This window comes from Streptomyces sp. NPDC029159, assembly GCF_055564055.1.
The window spans coordinates 31,773-45,571 of sequence record NZ_JBVHWT010000008.1; the positions used below are offsets into that span (position 1 = coordinate 31,773).

The 13,799-nt window shown below is 73.2% G+C and carries 10 protein-coding genes; 1 reads left to right on the forward strand and 9 read right to left on the reverse strand.

The features are described 5' to 3' along the window. Positions 1 to 1,146: a terpene synthase family protein gene (locus ACZ4U4_RS17455; protein ID WP_467874669.1), complete on the forward strand. Its 1,146-nt coding sequence runs from the start codon at positions 1 to 3 to the stop codon at positions 1,144 to 1,146. A 124-nt stretch (positions 1,147 to 1,270) separates the two neighbouring features. Here the strand turns inward: ACZ4U4_RS17455 and ACZ4U4_RS17460 are convergent, their stop codons facing one another. The 9 genes from ACZ4U4_RS17460 to ACZ4U4_RS17500 form a co-directional block, all read right to left on the reverse strand. Next, on the reverse strand, positions 1,271 to 2,674 hold the full coding sequence (locus ACZ4U4_RS17460) for a cytochrome P450 (protein WP_467874670.1): 1,404 nt from the start codon (positions 2,672 to 2,674) through the stop codon (positions 1,271 to 1,273). 25 nt (positions 2,675 to 2,699) lie between these two features. Beyond that, on the reverse strand, positions 2,700 to 3,323 hold the full coding sequence (locus tag ACZ4U4_RS17465) for a GTP-binding protein (RefSeq protein WP_391643864.1): 624 nt from the start codon (positions 3,321 to 3,323) through the stop codon (positions 2,700 to 2,702). Beyond that, a complete protein-coding gene (locus ACZ4U4_RS17470; protein WP_345084374.1) occupies positions 3,304 to 3,666 on the reverse strand; it encodes a DUF742 domain-containing protein in 363 nt (120 codons plus the stop codon). The genes ACZ4U4_RS17465 and ACZ4U4_RS17470 overlap by 20 nt, the downstream gene beginning before the upstream one ends. A 64-nt stretch (positions 3,667 to 3,730) precedes the next feature. Continuing rightward, positions 3,731 to 4,138: a roadblock/LC7 domain-containing protein gene (locus tag ACZ4U4_RS17475; RefSeq protein WP_030284070.1), complete on the reverse strand. Its 408-nt coding sequence runs from the start codon at positions 4,136 to 4,138 to the stop codon at positions 3,731 to 3,733. Positions 4,139 to 4,140: 2 nt separating this feature from the next. Continuing rightward, the gene (locus tag ACZ4U4_RS17480; RefSeq protein ID WP_467875201.1) at positions 4,141 to 5,763 is read right to left on the reverse strand and encodes a sensor histidine kinase; all 1,623 of its coding nucleotides are present in this window, start codon (positions 5,761 to 5,763) and stop codon (positions 4,141 to 4,143) included. A 652-nt stretch (positions 5,764 to 6,415) separates the two neighbouring features. Beyond that, positions 6,416 to 7,495 (reverse strand): rod shape-determining protein MreB, encoded by a 1,080-nt coding sequence (mreB, locus tag ACZ4U4_RS17485; protein ID WP_467874674.1) that lies wholly within the window; start codon positions 7,493 to 7,495, stop codon positions 6,416 to 6,418. A 285-nt stretch (positions 7,496 to 7,780) separates the two neighbouring features. Further along, positions 7,781 to 9,895 (reverse strand): FUSC family protein, encoded by a 2,115-nt coding sequence (locus tag ACZ4U4_RS17490; protein ID WP_467874676.1) that lies wholly within the window; start codon positions 9,893 to 9,895, stop codon positions 7,781 to 7,783. Between the two features lie 188 nt (positions 9,896 to 10,083). Next, the gene (locus ACZ4U4_RS17495) at positions 10,084 to 10,983 is read right to left on the reverse strand and encodes an ABC transporter permease (protein ID WP_467874678.1); all 900 of its coding nucleotides are present in this window, start codon (positions 10,981 to 10,983) and stop codon (positions 10,084 to 10,086) included. Next, a complete protein-coding gene (locus ACZ4U4_RS17500; protein ID WP_467874680.1) occupies positions 10,980 to 13,682 on the reverse strand; it encodes an alpha/beta fold hydrolase in 2,703 nt (900 codons plus the stop codon). The genes ACZ4U4_RS17495 and ACZ4U4_RS17500 overlap by 4 nt, the downstream gene beginning before the upstream one ends. Between the last annotated feature and the right edge of the window lie 117 nt (positions 13,683 to 13,799).

Genomic DNA, 13,799 nt, shown 5'->3' on the forward strand with positions numbered 1-13,799 from the left:
ATGACCGTCACCTCCGACGTCCGCACCACCCCCGGCGGCGACCGGTCCCGCCCCTCCCCCATCGGCTGGCAACTCCCGCCGTTCTACTGCCCGATCACGCTCACCGGCGACATCCATCCGCGCCACCCGGAGCTGGAGCGGCGCGCCCTGGAGTGGATCGACAGCTACGGCCTCTACCCCGACGCCACCGAGCGCGCCTGGGGACTGGCCACCCACAGCGCGGAGTTCAGCTGCCGGATCATTCCGCACGGCGAGCCGGAGCCCCTGCTCGTCTTCATGATGTGGAACTACTGGGCCCACGCCGTCGACGACTGGCTCGACTCCGGCAGCAACGCCACCGCGACCGGCAAGGTCGTCGACACCAGCATCCGGCTGCTGCGCGCCCTGGAGTACCCCGGCTCGGCGATGATGCCGCCCAGCCCGTACACCGACGCCCTGCACGACCTGGTGCGGCGCACCCGCGCCGTCCTGAGCCCCTGGCAGCTGCGGCGGTTCATCGACGGCATCCGGGACTGGCTGTTCGCCTCCTCCTGGCAGACCGCCAACGCCGAACGCGGCGTCATGCCGAGCCTCAACGACTTCGCCGCCATGGCCGTCTCGATCAACGGCACCCGCTTCTCGCTCACCTGGGGCGAGGTGGCGAACGGCGTCGATCTCCCGCCCGACGTGCTGTGTTCCCCGGCGGTCCAGGCCCTCACCGACGCCGCGGGCTTCCTCGTCGGCACCGACAACGACCTGTTCTCCTACGCCAAGGAGGACCATCTGGAGATCCCCGAGCAGAACCTCATCAACGTCATCGCCCACGAGCGGGGCTGCACCCCCGCCGAGGCGCTGCCCGAGGCGGTCGGACTGCGCGACCGGACGATGACGCTCTACCTCCGGCTGCGGGACCAACTCGCCGCCGACGGCGACCCGATGATGCGGCGTTATCTGGACACGGTGGGCGACTACATCGCCGGATGCATCGTCTGGCAGAACAACGCCCCGCGCTTCGCCAGCCCCCGCAACCGCAATCCGCTGCCGGTGCCGGGCTCGTCGTTCCACATCACCTACCGGGACACGCCCAGCGACCCCGCGACGGACGCACCGGCCCTCCCGGCCATCGCCTGGTGGTGGGACCAGCTGACGTCCCCCGACGCTCCCTGAGCGTGGTGTCCCGCCCCCACCGGGACACCCCCACCAACGGCGGAACCGGCGGCACATCCGTACCGCCGGTCCGTTCATGCCCCTGCCCGCGACGCGTGGTCGTACGTCGGCAGGGCCGCGGCACTCAGTGGCCGCTGAACCAGCGGCGCCACCAACTGCTCGTACGGCGCGTCGTCTCCGCCGTGGGCACCGCGACCGGCGGCCGCGGACCGGCCGCCTCGGGCAGCGGCTCCGAACGGCGCGGCGCGGGCAGCTCCGAGCCGGCGGTCTGCGCCGGCGTGCTCGGCTTCGGCGTGAACTTCACCGGCAGCTCGATCATATGACGGGACATCAGCGACGACCGGTACGGGATGTCGTGCTCGGCGACGGCCAGCTGAAGGTCGGGCAGTCGGGCGAGCAGGGTGTCGATACCCGTGTCGGCGATGGCGCGGCCCACATCCTGACCTGGGCATTCGTGCGGTCCGCCGCTGAACGCGAGGTGCGAGCGGTTGCCGTGCACCGGCTGTGTGAGGTCGGGCCGGATCTCCGGGTCGACATTGCCCGCCGCCAGCCCCAGGAGCAGCATGTCGCCCTCCTTGATGCGCTGACCGCCCAGTTCCGTGTCGCCGGTGGCCCACCGTCCGAGGATGGTGGTGAACGGCGGCTCGTCCCAGAGCACCTGCTCCAGCGCGTCCGGCAGGGTCATGTGACCGCCGGAGAGACTGGCGCGGAACCGGCGGTCGGTGACGACCATCAGCACGGTGTTGGCGATGAGGTTGGCCGTCGTCTCGAACGCGGCGATCAGCACCACGCGGAGGTGCTGGACGGCCTCGTCGTCGGTGAGCGCGGAGCGGTGCTCCAGCAGCCAGGTGGTGAAGTCGTGGCCGGGGGTGGCCCGCTTGCGCTCCACGAGCTGCTGCAGCGTCTGCATGACGAACTCGTTGCTGGCGACAGCGGTCTCGGTGCCCTTGATCATGTCGCGGGCGGCCTCGACCAGCCGGGGGCCGTACGACTCCGGCATACCGAGGAGCTGCGTCATCACCAGCATCGGCAGATGCTCGGCGAACCGGCTGACCAGATCGGCCTGACCGGCACCGGCGAACTCGTCGATCAGCTGGTTGGCGAAGCGGGTGACGTAGCGGCGGATGCCGCGGCGGTCGAAGCGGTTGATGGAGTCGGTGACCGCGGCCCGCAGCCGCTCGTGGTCGGCGCCGTCGACGAAGTTGCACACCGGCTGCCAGGCGGCGACCGGGGTCAGCGGGTGGTCCGGGCCGACCCGGCCCTCCCGCATGTCGCGCCAGCGGCGTGAGTCCCGCGAGAAACGGGACGGGGTACGGGCCACGTCCAGATTCTCGCGGTGCCCCAGCACCAGCCACGCCGGGAGGTCGCCTTGCAGCAGAACCGGCGCGACCTGACCGTGTTCGGCGCGCAGCTTCTCGTACAGCCCCATCGGATCGGCCTCGGCCTCCGGACCGTACAGCCGGCGCAGGCCCTCCGGGCCGACGCCGTGGGCCGGGCAGCCCGGGGGCGGGGTGGGGGAAGTGCTCACAGTGGCTCCTTGGCTCCTCGCCGGCTCACGCCACGGCGAGGGAATGCAGATACCGCATCAACGTCATCAGTACGTCGCGGCTTGACGGGCGCAGCCGGGCGTCGCAGTCGACTATCGGCACATCGGCCGGCAGGTCGAGGGCGGCGCGGACCTCCTCGACCGGGTGCGCCGGTGCGTCCGGGAAGGAGTTGATGGCGACGACGAAGGGGACGCCGCGCTCCTCCAGCCGCCCGATGACGTCGAAGCTGACCTCCAGCCGGCGGGTGTCGATCAGCACGACGGCGCCGAGGGCACCGTCGAACAGGCCGTTCCACAGGAACCAGAAGCGCTGCTGTCCGGGGGTTCCGAAGAGATAGAGGACGAGTTCGTCGTTGAGACTGATCCGGCCGAAGTCCATCGCCACGGTGGTGGAGGTCTTGCGTTCCACCCCGATGGTGTCGTCGACGCCGACACCGGCCTGGGTCATCGTCTCCTCGGTCGTCAGCGGACGGATTTCGCTGACGGATCCGACGAGCGTGGTCTTGCCGACGCCGAACCCGCCGACGATCACGACCTTGACCGCCGCTGCCGCGCTGTCCGGCAGTTCGTCCTCGGTCCGTGGGCCCTCGGCAGGGTGCTCGACAAGCGTCTCAGAGCTTTTGAAGTCCATGGATCACCGCCTCAATAAGGGCACGGTCGGGAAGTTGAGCGGGGGGTACGGGTGCCCGTGCGACGACGCGGCTGTCCGCCAGCAGGTCACCGAGCAGAACGGTGAGCACGCTGACCGGCAGACGCATGTAGGCGGAGAGCTCCGCCACGGACAGCGGGGAATGGCACAGCCGCATGATCGTGGCGTGCTCGGGCTGCATGCCCGGTTTGGGGCTGTTCTTGGACACGATCAGCGTGACCAGGTCGAGGGAGGCCGACTTTCCGGAGGATCCGCTGCGCCCACCGGTGATCACATAAAGCCTCTCCGGGTTCTCGTCCTCCCAGCCCTCGTCCGCATCGCTCACTCCGGAGACCCTCTTCCCCCTCGGCAGGGACGCCGCATGTCCTCAACACGTTCGACGACCCCGCTCATACGACCTGTCCGTTGTGGCGCGGTGGGCTGCTCAAGTGCTCGCCGATACGGGCCACGAGATCCCGCATCCGCGCACCGATCAAGCCGGCGTCCACGTCCTCATCGGCCAGCACCGCGAGGTATGCTCCGGCACCTGCTGCCATCAGGTAGAAGAACCCACCGTCCAGTTCGATCACGACCATACGCATCCGGCCGTCGCTGCGGGGGAACTCCGAGGAAACCGCTCCGGCCAGGCTCTGCAGCCCGGCGCAGGCGGCCGCCAGCCGGTCCGCGGTGTCGGTGTCGGTGCCGTGCTGCGCCATCCGCAGGCCGTCCGACGACAGCACGATGACGTGACGGGTCTGCGGCACGCTCTCCGCGAGGTCCTTGAGCATCCAGTCCATGTTGGGCCGGTGCTGAATCATGGCTACTCACTCTTTTCCGAGGACTCGTCACTCTCACGGGCTGCACCGGCCTCACCGGAGGCACCGGTGGGCGCGGGTGTCTGGCTCTCGCCGGACAGGCCGCTCTGGAACGCCGCCAGCCACATACCGGGCTGCACCGGCGGTGCCTTGTCCGGGGCGGGGGTGGGGGCGGGAACAGCGGGGGCCGGCGCCGGGGTGGGGGCGGGGGCGGCCGGGGGCGCCATGGGGGCGGTCGCCCGGGCCTTGCGCCGTCGCTGGGGAAGTCCGGTGGCGGTCCGCTCCGTCACCACGGGGATGTCGTCCATGGTGTCGCCGGGGTATCCGCCGTTGACCGCTGCGGGTGCGGCGGGGGGCGCCGCCGCCACGGGGGCGGCCGCGGGAGCGGCGGCGGGGCGGGAGGCCCCGGCGGGACGCTCCGGGCGGGCGGTCAGCGGGCCCGAGGAGGCGCCGATGCCGTGGGCCCGGCCGGTGGCGGGGGCGGTGGTGATCAGGTCCTGCGGGACGATCAGCACCGCGCGGACACCGCCGTAGGCGGAGGTGCGCAGCGACACCTGGAAGTTGTAGACCTGCGCGAGGCGGCCGACGACGGCGAGGCCGAGGCGCGGGGTCTCGCCGAGGTCGTTGACGTCGATGCCCTTCTGGGCCTGCTCCAGCATCCGTTCGGCGCGCTTGCGCGCCTCCTCGCTCATGCTGACACCGCCGTCCTCGATCTCCACCGCGATACCGGACTGCACCTCGACGGCGGTCAGGTGCACCCGGGTCTGGGGCGGGGAGTAGCGGGTGGCGTTGTCCAGCAGCTCGGCGAGGGCGTGGATGAGCGGTTCGACGGCGGGGCCGACGACGGCGACCTCGGAGACCGAGTGCAGTTCGACGCGCTGGTAGTCGAGGATCCGGGACATGGCGCCGCGGAGCACGCTGTAGAGCGGGACCGCGCGGCTCCACTGACGGCCGGGGCGGGCGCCACCGAGCACGGCGATGGAGTCGGCGAGGCGGCCGATCAGGGCGGTGCCGTGGTCCAGCTGGAGCAGGTCGCCGAAGACCTCGGGGACGTGGCCGTGGCGGTCCTCCATCTCGCGGAGTTCCTGGGCCTGCTGGTGGACGATCGCCTGGACGCGCCGGGCGATGTTGACGAACGCGCGCTGGGCGGCGTCACGGAGGTCCTCCTCCGCGACGACGGCTTCCATGACGGACCGCAGAACGGCCTGGTGGGCGCCGTGGAACTCGGGGGTGAGCTCCGCCTCCTTGGCGTGCTTGGCGAGGCGCTCCCCCATGGCGTTGAAGACGTCTTCGGGGAACTCGCCGCGGCTGAGCCGGTTGACCATCTCGGGCAGCAGGTCCTTGGCCAGGCGGATGGTCTCCGACTCCTGGCGGGACAGGGCCGTGCGGTACTCACGGTCGCGTTGCCGCAACCCGGCGATCACCCTGGCCCGTCGGGCCAGCTCGGCCGTGACCAGTGCGACCGCCACAGTGGCGATCACCCCGACCCAGGCGACCGGTGTACTCGCCTGGGAGGGGACCGTCACCGCGGCGATGACTCCGGCCACGGCCGTCACCGCGGCGGGCACGGCCCACGCAAGAACCGAGACGGGACGTGACCCCCCGGGTGACGATCCTTCTCGAACCATCTGCACCCTCAAAACCCTCAAACATTGAAAGATCGGGACGACTTGCCGAATCCGCGACACAACGGACAGCGCTGCCACGGTGGTTACCGTGCAACGCTTCCAGGGGGGCGGCGGACCGGAAGTAGCATAACCGGGTTTGATCGCAGTCTGACGCCAGGTCACTACGCCCTGAACAAGCGGAAATCGAACCTCCCCTTCACATTCGACACTCCGTCAGCACCCTTTCGAATTCGGGGTGAGTCGTGTCATCGGACGGGTTTTCGGCAGTCTGGCGGGAGTGGTCCGGCCGTGCGATCCCCTCGGAGGCCGACGCCCCTCGCCGGGTGCGGCGGCACATGCCAGTGGTGTGTTCAACGGAGCGTGGCGGGCGTCGATCGCCTCGCGGGTGCGGGGCGCCAGGAACTCTCCGACCTGGTGTCCGCCCCTCCGCCACCGGGTGGCGTAGGGCCGCATCCGCCGTTCGTAGCGGACGGGGGCGAGACGGGGGTCACCCCGGGCGGCGGAGAGTTCACCCGTGGGGATGTAGGCACCCGGGAGGGCGGCGGCGGTCCCGGGCCGTCGTCCGGCGTGGGGCGGCGCGGAGACAGCGGGAGCGGCGGGTGTCCCGGGCGCCGTGGACCGGCGCCCGGGGTGGGCCGTGGCGGGGTGCGTACTAGAGGCGGACCGCGCGCCGGGGCGACTGCTTGGCGTCGGAGAGCAGGCCCTTGAGGGTGGCGAATTCGTCGACGCACTTCGCGGTGCCGTTGACGACGCAGTCCAGCGGCTGGTCGGCGACGGTCACCGGCACCCCCAGCTCCTGGCGCAGCCGCTGGTCGAGGCCGCGCAGCAGGGCGCCGCCGCCGGTCAGGGCGATACCGCGCTCGACGATGTCGCCGGAGAGCTCCGGCGGGCACTCGTCCAGGGTGCGGTGGACGGCGCGGACGATCGCGTCGACCGGCTCGGCGAGGGCCTCGCGGATCTCCTCCTCGGTGACCTCCTGGACGCGCGGCAGCCCGCCGACGTGGTCGCGGCCGCGGACGGTGTACGTGGTGGGGCGGTCCGGGGTGCCGTCCTCGTCCTCGACGACGGGGGTCCAGGCCGCCGAACCGATCGCGATCTTGATGTCCTCGGCGGTGCGCTCCCCGATGGCCAGGGCGTGCTTCTTCTTGACGTAGGTCATGATCGCGGCGTCCAGCGCGTCCCCGGCGACGCGTACGGACTGGGCGGTGACCAGGCCGCCCAGGGAGAGGACCGCGACCTCGGTGGTGCCGCCGCCGATGTCGACGACCATGCAGCCGACCGGTTCGGCGACCGGCAGCCCGGCGCCGATCGCGGCGGCCATGGGCTCCTCGATGAGGTGCACCTCACGGGCGCCCGCGCCACGGGCGGAGTCGATGACGGCGCGCCGCTCGACGCCGGTGATCCCGGACGGGACGCAGATGACCACGCGCGGCTTGGAGAAACGGCGGGTGGGCAGCGCCTTCTTCATCAGGGCGCGCAGCATCTGTTCGGCGGCGTGGAAGTCGGCGATGACGCCCTCGCGGAGCGGGCGCAGCGCGGTGATCCCGGACGGGGTGCGGCCGATGGTGCGCTTGGCCTCGGCGCCGACGGCGATGACGTCGCCCGCGGCGTTGACGGCGACGACGGACGGTTCGTTGAGCACGACCCCCTTGCCGCGTGCGTGGACCAGGGTGTTGGCGGTACCGAGGTCGATGCCTATGTCGTACGTACCGGACGAGGTGCTGGGCGCCATGGGGAGTTCGTCGCTCTTTCTCACACTGGATGACAGGACCCGGCGGGCGGGTCCTCGGGCATCGCGGCCCAGAGGCACCAAGGGCGTACCAATGGCGTCATTTTCGGGCAATTATCAAGAGTACTGGGGTCGCGGATCGGTTCCTGCGGTGGGGAAACGGGCGGGCCCGCGGACAGGTTCCGGAGGGGTCGGCGCCCGGGGCGGGGCGGTCTCCCTACCGTTTCCCCGGGCGGGCCGGTTCCACGCCGGCGCCCCCGGGGGGAGCCGCACGGAAGCGGTCCGCCGTCACCGGCTGCTGCTGCCGAGCCTGCCCCGGGCGGCGCGGTTGCGGCCGCCGGGGCCGCGGGAGAGGGCGTGGGCGAGGTCGTCGAGAGCGTCGAGGAGGAGGTCGGCGCCGCGCAGGGCGACGCCCTGGCTCTCGTCCTCCGCGTCCCACCGCTCCCACACGGCGCGCAGTTCGCTCCAGTCCAGCTCCTCGCGGTCGCGTACGGCCCGGGTGGCGCGTTCCAGGGATTCGCGCAGCTCGTAGGCGAAGGCGGTGGCGCCGATGGAGGGTTCGGCGTCCTTCTTGGGGAGGTGGGCCTCCAGGATCATCGCGACCCGGCCCATGGTGGTGAGCGCGGTGGTCGCCGCGGCGGCCGAGGTGCGGGAGAGTCCGCGGTGGCGTACCGGCTCCTTCTCGGCGCGCTCCTCGGACTCCTCCCAGGCGGCGCGGGCGGCGCGGGAGTCCAGCAGGGCTTCGCGGACCTGGCGGGGGCGGCGTTCGGCGGGGCGGGCGTGGAGTTCGAAGACGGCGAGGGCGTAGCGGCCGTTGGCGTCCAGCCATTCGGCGAGGCGGCGGCGGAGCCGGGGCGTCTCCCAGGTCGGGAAGAGGGCGTAGGCGGCCATCGCGAGGAGTCCGCCGACGGCGGTGAGGACGACGCGCTCCAGGACGGTCTGCTCCCAGCCGGTGCCGGCGATGCCGAGGAGGAAGACGACGTACGCGGCGACGCAGGCGGAGGTGACCGAGTGGCCGGTGCGCATGAGCAGGTACATCAGCAGGACGCAGCAGAGGGCCAGCGCCGCGTCGACGTAGACGCCGGGGTGGAAGAGCGCCATCACGGCGCCGCCGATGGTGACGCCGACGAGGGTGCCGCAGAAGCGGGCGACGCCGCGGGCGTAGGTCTGGCCGAAGTCGGGGCGCATCACCACGACGGAGGCGAGCGGCACCCAGTAGCCGTGGCCGAACGGCAGCACGGTGCCCAGGAGGTAGCCGGCCGAGGCGACGGCGCTGAGCCGTACGGCGTGCCGCAGGAAGCGGGAGGACCAGCGCAGTTCGCGGTGGAGGGAGCGCAGTGCGGCCGGGATCAGCCGGGGGACGCTGGGGCGCAGCAGATGGCGTTCCTGTTCGGCGGTGGTGGGGCGGGTGGACTCGACGGGCTCGTCGCTGCTCTCGACGGCGTCGGCGAGGAGGGCGATCAGGCGGTAGGCGGAGCGGCGGGCGGCGCCCTTGAGCAGCGGTCCGGACGGCGGGACCTCCAGGGTGGCCATCGTCTCCGGGGTCAGCCGTACGGGGCGGTCGTGGCGGATGGCGTGGGCGACGGCGTCCAGGACGGTGGCGGCGGCGCCCAGCAGGTCGCGGGTGCGGTCGCGTTCGGGTCCTTCCAGGGGGGTGCCGACCACGGGGTCGGCGAGGGAGGCGAGGACCGGCCGGATCTGTTCGGCGATACCGCGGGGGCCGTGGAGCTGGACGGGGCGCCGTTTGGCCTGGCGGGGCGTCACCGCGGAGGCGAGCCGGGCGTCCATGAGGGGCTGCGGGTCGAAGGGGGCGACGGGGTCGTGGCGCAGCCGCCGGGCGTAGTCGGCCTCGGCGGCGAGGGCGTCCGCGAGGGCGTCGCGCTGGACGCCCCAGGGGCGTACCGGGAAGACGATGATCAGCGTGGCCTGGATGAGGCCGCCGAAGGCGATCAGCGCGGCGTGTTCGAGGGCGCCGAGCACGGAGGTCGGCAGGGTGACGGTGACCAGCATGATCGAGATGGTCTGGGTGCCGACGAGGCCGGAGATCGGGCCGATCGCCCAGGCCAGCCCGGCGAGGAAGGTCCAGCCGGCGAGCAGCAGCAGGAAGGCGAGGAGGTGGGCGGCGGCGAGGTAGCCGAGGAAGGTGGAGAGGGCGAGGCCGCCGGCGACGGCGAGCGCGAGGACGGGGCGCGGGCGCCAGCTGCGCTGGAAGGTGACGGTGCCCGCGGCGAAGGCGCCGAAGGCGGAGGAGACGGCGAGGGTCGGATCGCCGCGCCACAGGCAGAGTCCGATGACGAGGGCGACACCGACGGTGCCGCGCACCGCGATGCGGGGGGTCAGCTCGGCCCGCTCGATGGTCAGCCCGGAGCGGGCGGTCTGCTTCAGCGCGCTCGACCAGGTCATAACCAGAGAATACGGGGCGAAATGCCGCGCTTCGGGGCGGCCGGGACCGGCGTCCCGCGTGGCGCGGGGCCCTTACGGGAGGCCGTCGGTCGGCCGGTACGGGAAGCCGTCGGCGGGGCCGTGCGGGAGGCCCGGGGACGGGGCGCGGGCGGGCCCGGCCGGGGCGCGTCCGTTCCGGCGCGCGCCCCTCAGGACACCACGTCCTTCCGGGCGAAGCCGCGGAACGCCAGGGCGACGAGGACCAGCGCGTAGGCGACCGAGACGGAGGCGCCCTGGAGCATCCCGGACCACTCCATCTTGGGCTGCAGGGCGTCGGCCCAGGCGAACTGCCAGTGGGCGGGGAGCACATCGCGCCAGCCGCCGAGGGCGGTGACCTGGTCCAGGACGTTGCCGATGATGGTCAGCCCGACCGCGCCGCCGACCGCCCCCAGGGGCGCGTCGGTGACCGTCGACAGCCAGAACGCCAGCGCCGCCGTGACCAGCTGACTGACGAAGAGGTACGCCACCACGACCGCGAGGCGCCCCACCGCCTCGTCCGGCGGCAGCGCACCGCCGGTGGGCAGGGTGAGCGGGCCCCAGCCGTACGCGGCGGTGCCCACCCCCAGCGCGACCAGGGGCAGCAGCACCATCGCGGCGGCGCTGAAGAGCAGGCCCACGGTGAGTTTGCTCAGCAGCAACCGGGCGCGCGGCACCGGCGCCGCGAGCAGATAGCGCAGCGAGGACCAGCTCGCCTCGGACGCCACCGTGTCGCCGCAGAACAGCGCCACCGGCACGACCAGCAGAATGCCCGCCGAGACGAACAGCACGGTGGCGGTGAAGTTGCCGCCGGACGCCGTCGCGGTCTCCATCAGGGTGATCCGGCCGTTCGCCCGCCGCCCCGGGGTGCCGCCGATGGCGAAGGCCACGACCAGCACGAACGGGAGCAGCGCAAGCCCGGCGCCGATCACCAGGGTGCGGCGGCGCCGCAGCTGCCGCAGCGCCTCGATGCGCAGCGGCAGGGTGCGGTGCGGACGGTAGCCGGGGGCGGCGGCCGACTCCGGGGGCCCGGCGGCCGGTGCGGGGTGCGGCTGCGGCGGGGTGGCGGTCATCGGTCGCCTCCGATCAGGGTGAGGAACGCGTCCTCCAGGCGGCGGTGCGGCCCGACGCGGTGCACCGGCAGGTCCAGCCGGAGGAGCCCGGCGAGCAGGCGCGGGGTGGCCGCGGGGTCGTCGAGGCGGACCAGCAGGCCGTCGTCGGCGCGGACCGCCGCGACGACACCGGGCAGCTCGCGGACCTTCTCCAGCACCGTGTCGGTGAGCGTCTCGGGATCCGTGACGCCGACGAGGACGGTGTCCTGGGCGCCGGTGATCTCCGCGACCGGCCCGGACCTGACCAGGCGTCCGCGGTCCATGACGACCAGATGCGTACAGCTCTGCTCGACCTCGGACAGCAGATGGCTGGAGACGATGACGGTGCGTCCGGCGGCCGCGTAACGGATCATCACCTCGCGCATCTCGCGGATCTGGGGCGGGTCGAGGCCGTTGGTCGGCTCGTCGAGGATCAGCAGGTCGGGCAGGCCCAGCATGGCCTGGGCGAGGGCGAGGCGCTGCCGCATGCCCTGGGAGTAGGTGCGTACCGCGCGGTCCAGGGCGGTGCCGAGCCCGGCGATCTCCAGGGCCTCCTCGGCGTGCGCGTCGGCGGCGGGCCGCCCGGTGGCGCGCCAGTACAGGTCGAGGTTGGCGCGGCCCGACAGATGCGGCAGGAATCCGGCGCCCTCGACGAACGCGCCGACCCGGGAGAGCACCGGGGCGCCGGGCCGGACGGCGTGCCCGAAGACCCGGATCTCGCCCTCGTCCGGGCGGATCAGGCCCATCAGCATCCGCAGGGTGGTGGTCTTCCCGGCGCCGTTGGGTCCGAGCAGGCCCAGGACCTGCCCTCGCTCCACGCGGAACGACAGCTCCCGCACCGCGTACCGGTCGCTCGCCCCGGCGTACTTCTTGCTCAGCCCGTCGATCACCAGCGGCACGGCGGCGAGCGACGGATCGGGGGCCGGGGCGGTGGTGCGGCGGCGGGCGGTGAGCAGCAGGGCGGCGGCGAGGACGGCGGCGGCCGACGGGAGCAGCCAGGTCCAGGCGGGCAGCGGGGCGGCGGCCGCGCGGACCCGCGGGTCGGTGGGGATGCTGAGGGCGCCGCCGCCCGCGGCCGCCACGGTGTAGGTGGCGGGCTCGGTGGGTGAGGCGTAGCCGAGGTCGGTCGCGGCCAGGACCAGGCGCATCCGGTGTCCGGCGGCGAAGTCGTGGTCGACGGCGGGCAGTTCCAGGGTGACGCGGGCGCCGCGGTCGGCGCCGGAGATGCGGTACGCCGTGACGAGCTGGGCGGGCAGCACCTGCTTGGTGCCGTCCGGGGCGACGTCGTAGAGCTTGGCGAAGAGGACCGCGTCACGGGAGGTGGACCGTACGGTCACGGTGGTGCGCGGGGCGCCGGTGAGGTGGACGGGTGCGGGGAGCGGCGCCGAGTCGAAGCGGGCGTACTGGCCCGGGAAGTCGACCGCGAGGCCGCCGGTGCCCAGGGAGGAGAGGGCGCCGAGCGCGCCGGTGCCGGGGACCGCGGAGATCGCGGGCGGGCTCGCGCCGGGCGGGTTGGTGAAGCGCTGTTCGGGGCCGGTGAGCTGGATGCGGCGCGGGTCGTGGTCGAGCCCGGGGTAGGCCGGGCCGCTCGCGCCGCGCAGTTGGAGGGCGCCGTTGGTGGAGTCCACTCCCCCGCTGCGGCTGACCCGGAACGCGGGCCCGGTGCCGGCGCCCTTGTCGTCCTTGAGGTAGCGGTCGAACCAGGCGCGGGTCCGGTCGGTGAGCCGTCCCGTCTCGCGGTCGCCGCCGTCGTGGCCACCGGCGATCCAGTCGACGGAGACGGGGGCGCCGTTGCGGCGCAGCGCCCGCTCCATCGCGTCGGACTGGTCGAGGGTGAAGAGCGAGTCGGTCTGGCCCTGCATGATCAGGGTCGGTGCCTTGATGCGGTCGCCGACGGCGGACGGGCTGCGCTTCTCCAGGAGGGCGCGGGCCGCCGCGTCCGGTTTCCCGGCGACCGCGACCCGTTCGTACATCGCGCACAGGTCCGCGGCGAACCTGCCGCAGCCGCCGGACGGTGCGGGGGCGCGGCCGGGCGCCGTGGTGGGGGTGCCCGCCGAGCCGGTGGTGAAGAAGATCCCGGCCCACAGCTTCTTGAACACGCCGTGGGGGAAGAGCGCGTCGGCGAGGTTCCAGTAGGTGATCTGCGGGGCGAGGGCGTCGATGCGCGGGTCGTGCCCGGCGGCGAGCAGCGCGACGGCGCCGCCGTACGAGGCCCCGGCGATGCCGACGCGCGGGTCCCCCGCCTTGTCGAGCTGGACCTCGGGGCGTTTCGCCAGCCAGTCGACGAGGCGGCTGACGTCGGCGACCTCGCGGTCCGGCGCATTGAGCCCGATGGTGCCGGTGGAGTCGCCGAAGCCGCGCGCCGACCAGGTCAGCACGGCGTAGCCGTCCCGGGCCAGCCGCTCCGCCTGCGGGCGGACCTCCTTCTTGCTGCCGCCGAAGCCGTGCGCGAGCAGGACGGCGGGGCGGCGCGCGGGGGAACTCCCCGCGGTGAAGTAGGAGGTGTCGATCCGTACGGTCTTCCCGCTGCCGGGCTTCTCGGGCATCGTCAGCGTCCGGTCCATGCGGTGCACGGCCGGTGCGGCGTCCGAGGTGGCGGCCGTCCACACCCCGCCGCTTATGAGCAGGGCCAGGGCGCCGACGGCCGCGTACAGCCGTCGTCCGCGCAGTCGCAGATCCATACGGGGATCCTAGGGAGTGGGCCGTACGGGGGGCGTCGGGAGGTGGCGTCGGGGCTCGGCCCCGGGGCGTGGGGCGGCCTGGCGCGAGCCCTTGGGCGGGGGCGGACTCGCGTCCGC

Bases quoted from the DNA above. Each gene is read 5' to 3' on its own strand.
- ACZ4U4_RS17490 (WP_467874676.1), bottom strand. From the start codon at position 9,895: ATGACCTGGTCGAGCGCGCTGAAGCAGACCGCCCGCTCCGGGCTGACC.
- ACZ4U4_RS17495 (WP_467874678.1), bottom strand. From the start codon at position 10,983: ATGACCGCCACCCCGCCGCAGCCGCACCCCGCACCGGCCGCCGGGCCC.
- mreB (WP_467874674.1), bottom strand. From the start codon at position 7,495: ATGGCGCCCAGCACCTCGTCCGGTACGTACGACATAGGCATCGACCTC.
- ACZ4U4_RS17455 (WP_467874669.1), top strand. From the start codon at position 1: ATGACCGTCACCTCCGACGTCCGCACCACCCCCGGCGGCGACCGGTCC.
- ACZ4U4_RS17500 (WP_467874680.1), bottom strand. From the start codon at position 13,682: ATGGATCTGCGACTGCGCGGACGACGGCTGTACGCGGCCGTCGGCGCC.
- ACZ4U4_RS17480 (WP_467875201.1), bottom strand. From the start codon at position 5,763: ATGGTTCGAGAAGGATCGTCACCCGGGGGGTCACGTCCCGTCTCGGTT.
- ACZ4U4_RS17475 (WP_030284070.1), bottom strand. From the start codon at position 4,138: ATGATTCAGCACCGGCCCAACATGGACTGGATGCTCAAGGACCTCGCG.
- ACZ4U4_RS17465 (WP_391643864.1), bottom strand. From the start codon at position 3,323: ATGGACTTCAAAAGCTCTGAGACGCTTGTCGAGCACCCTGCCGAGGGC.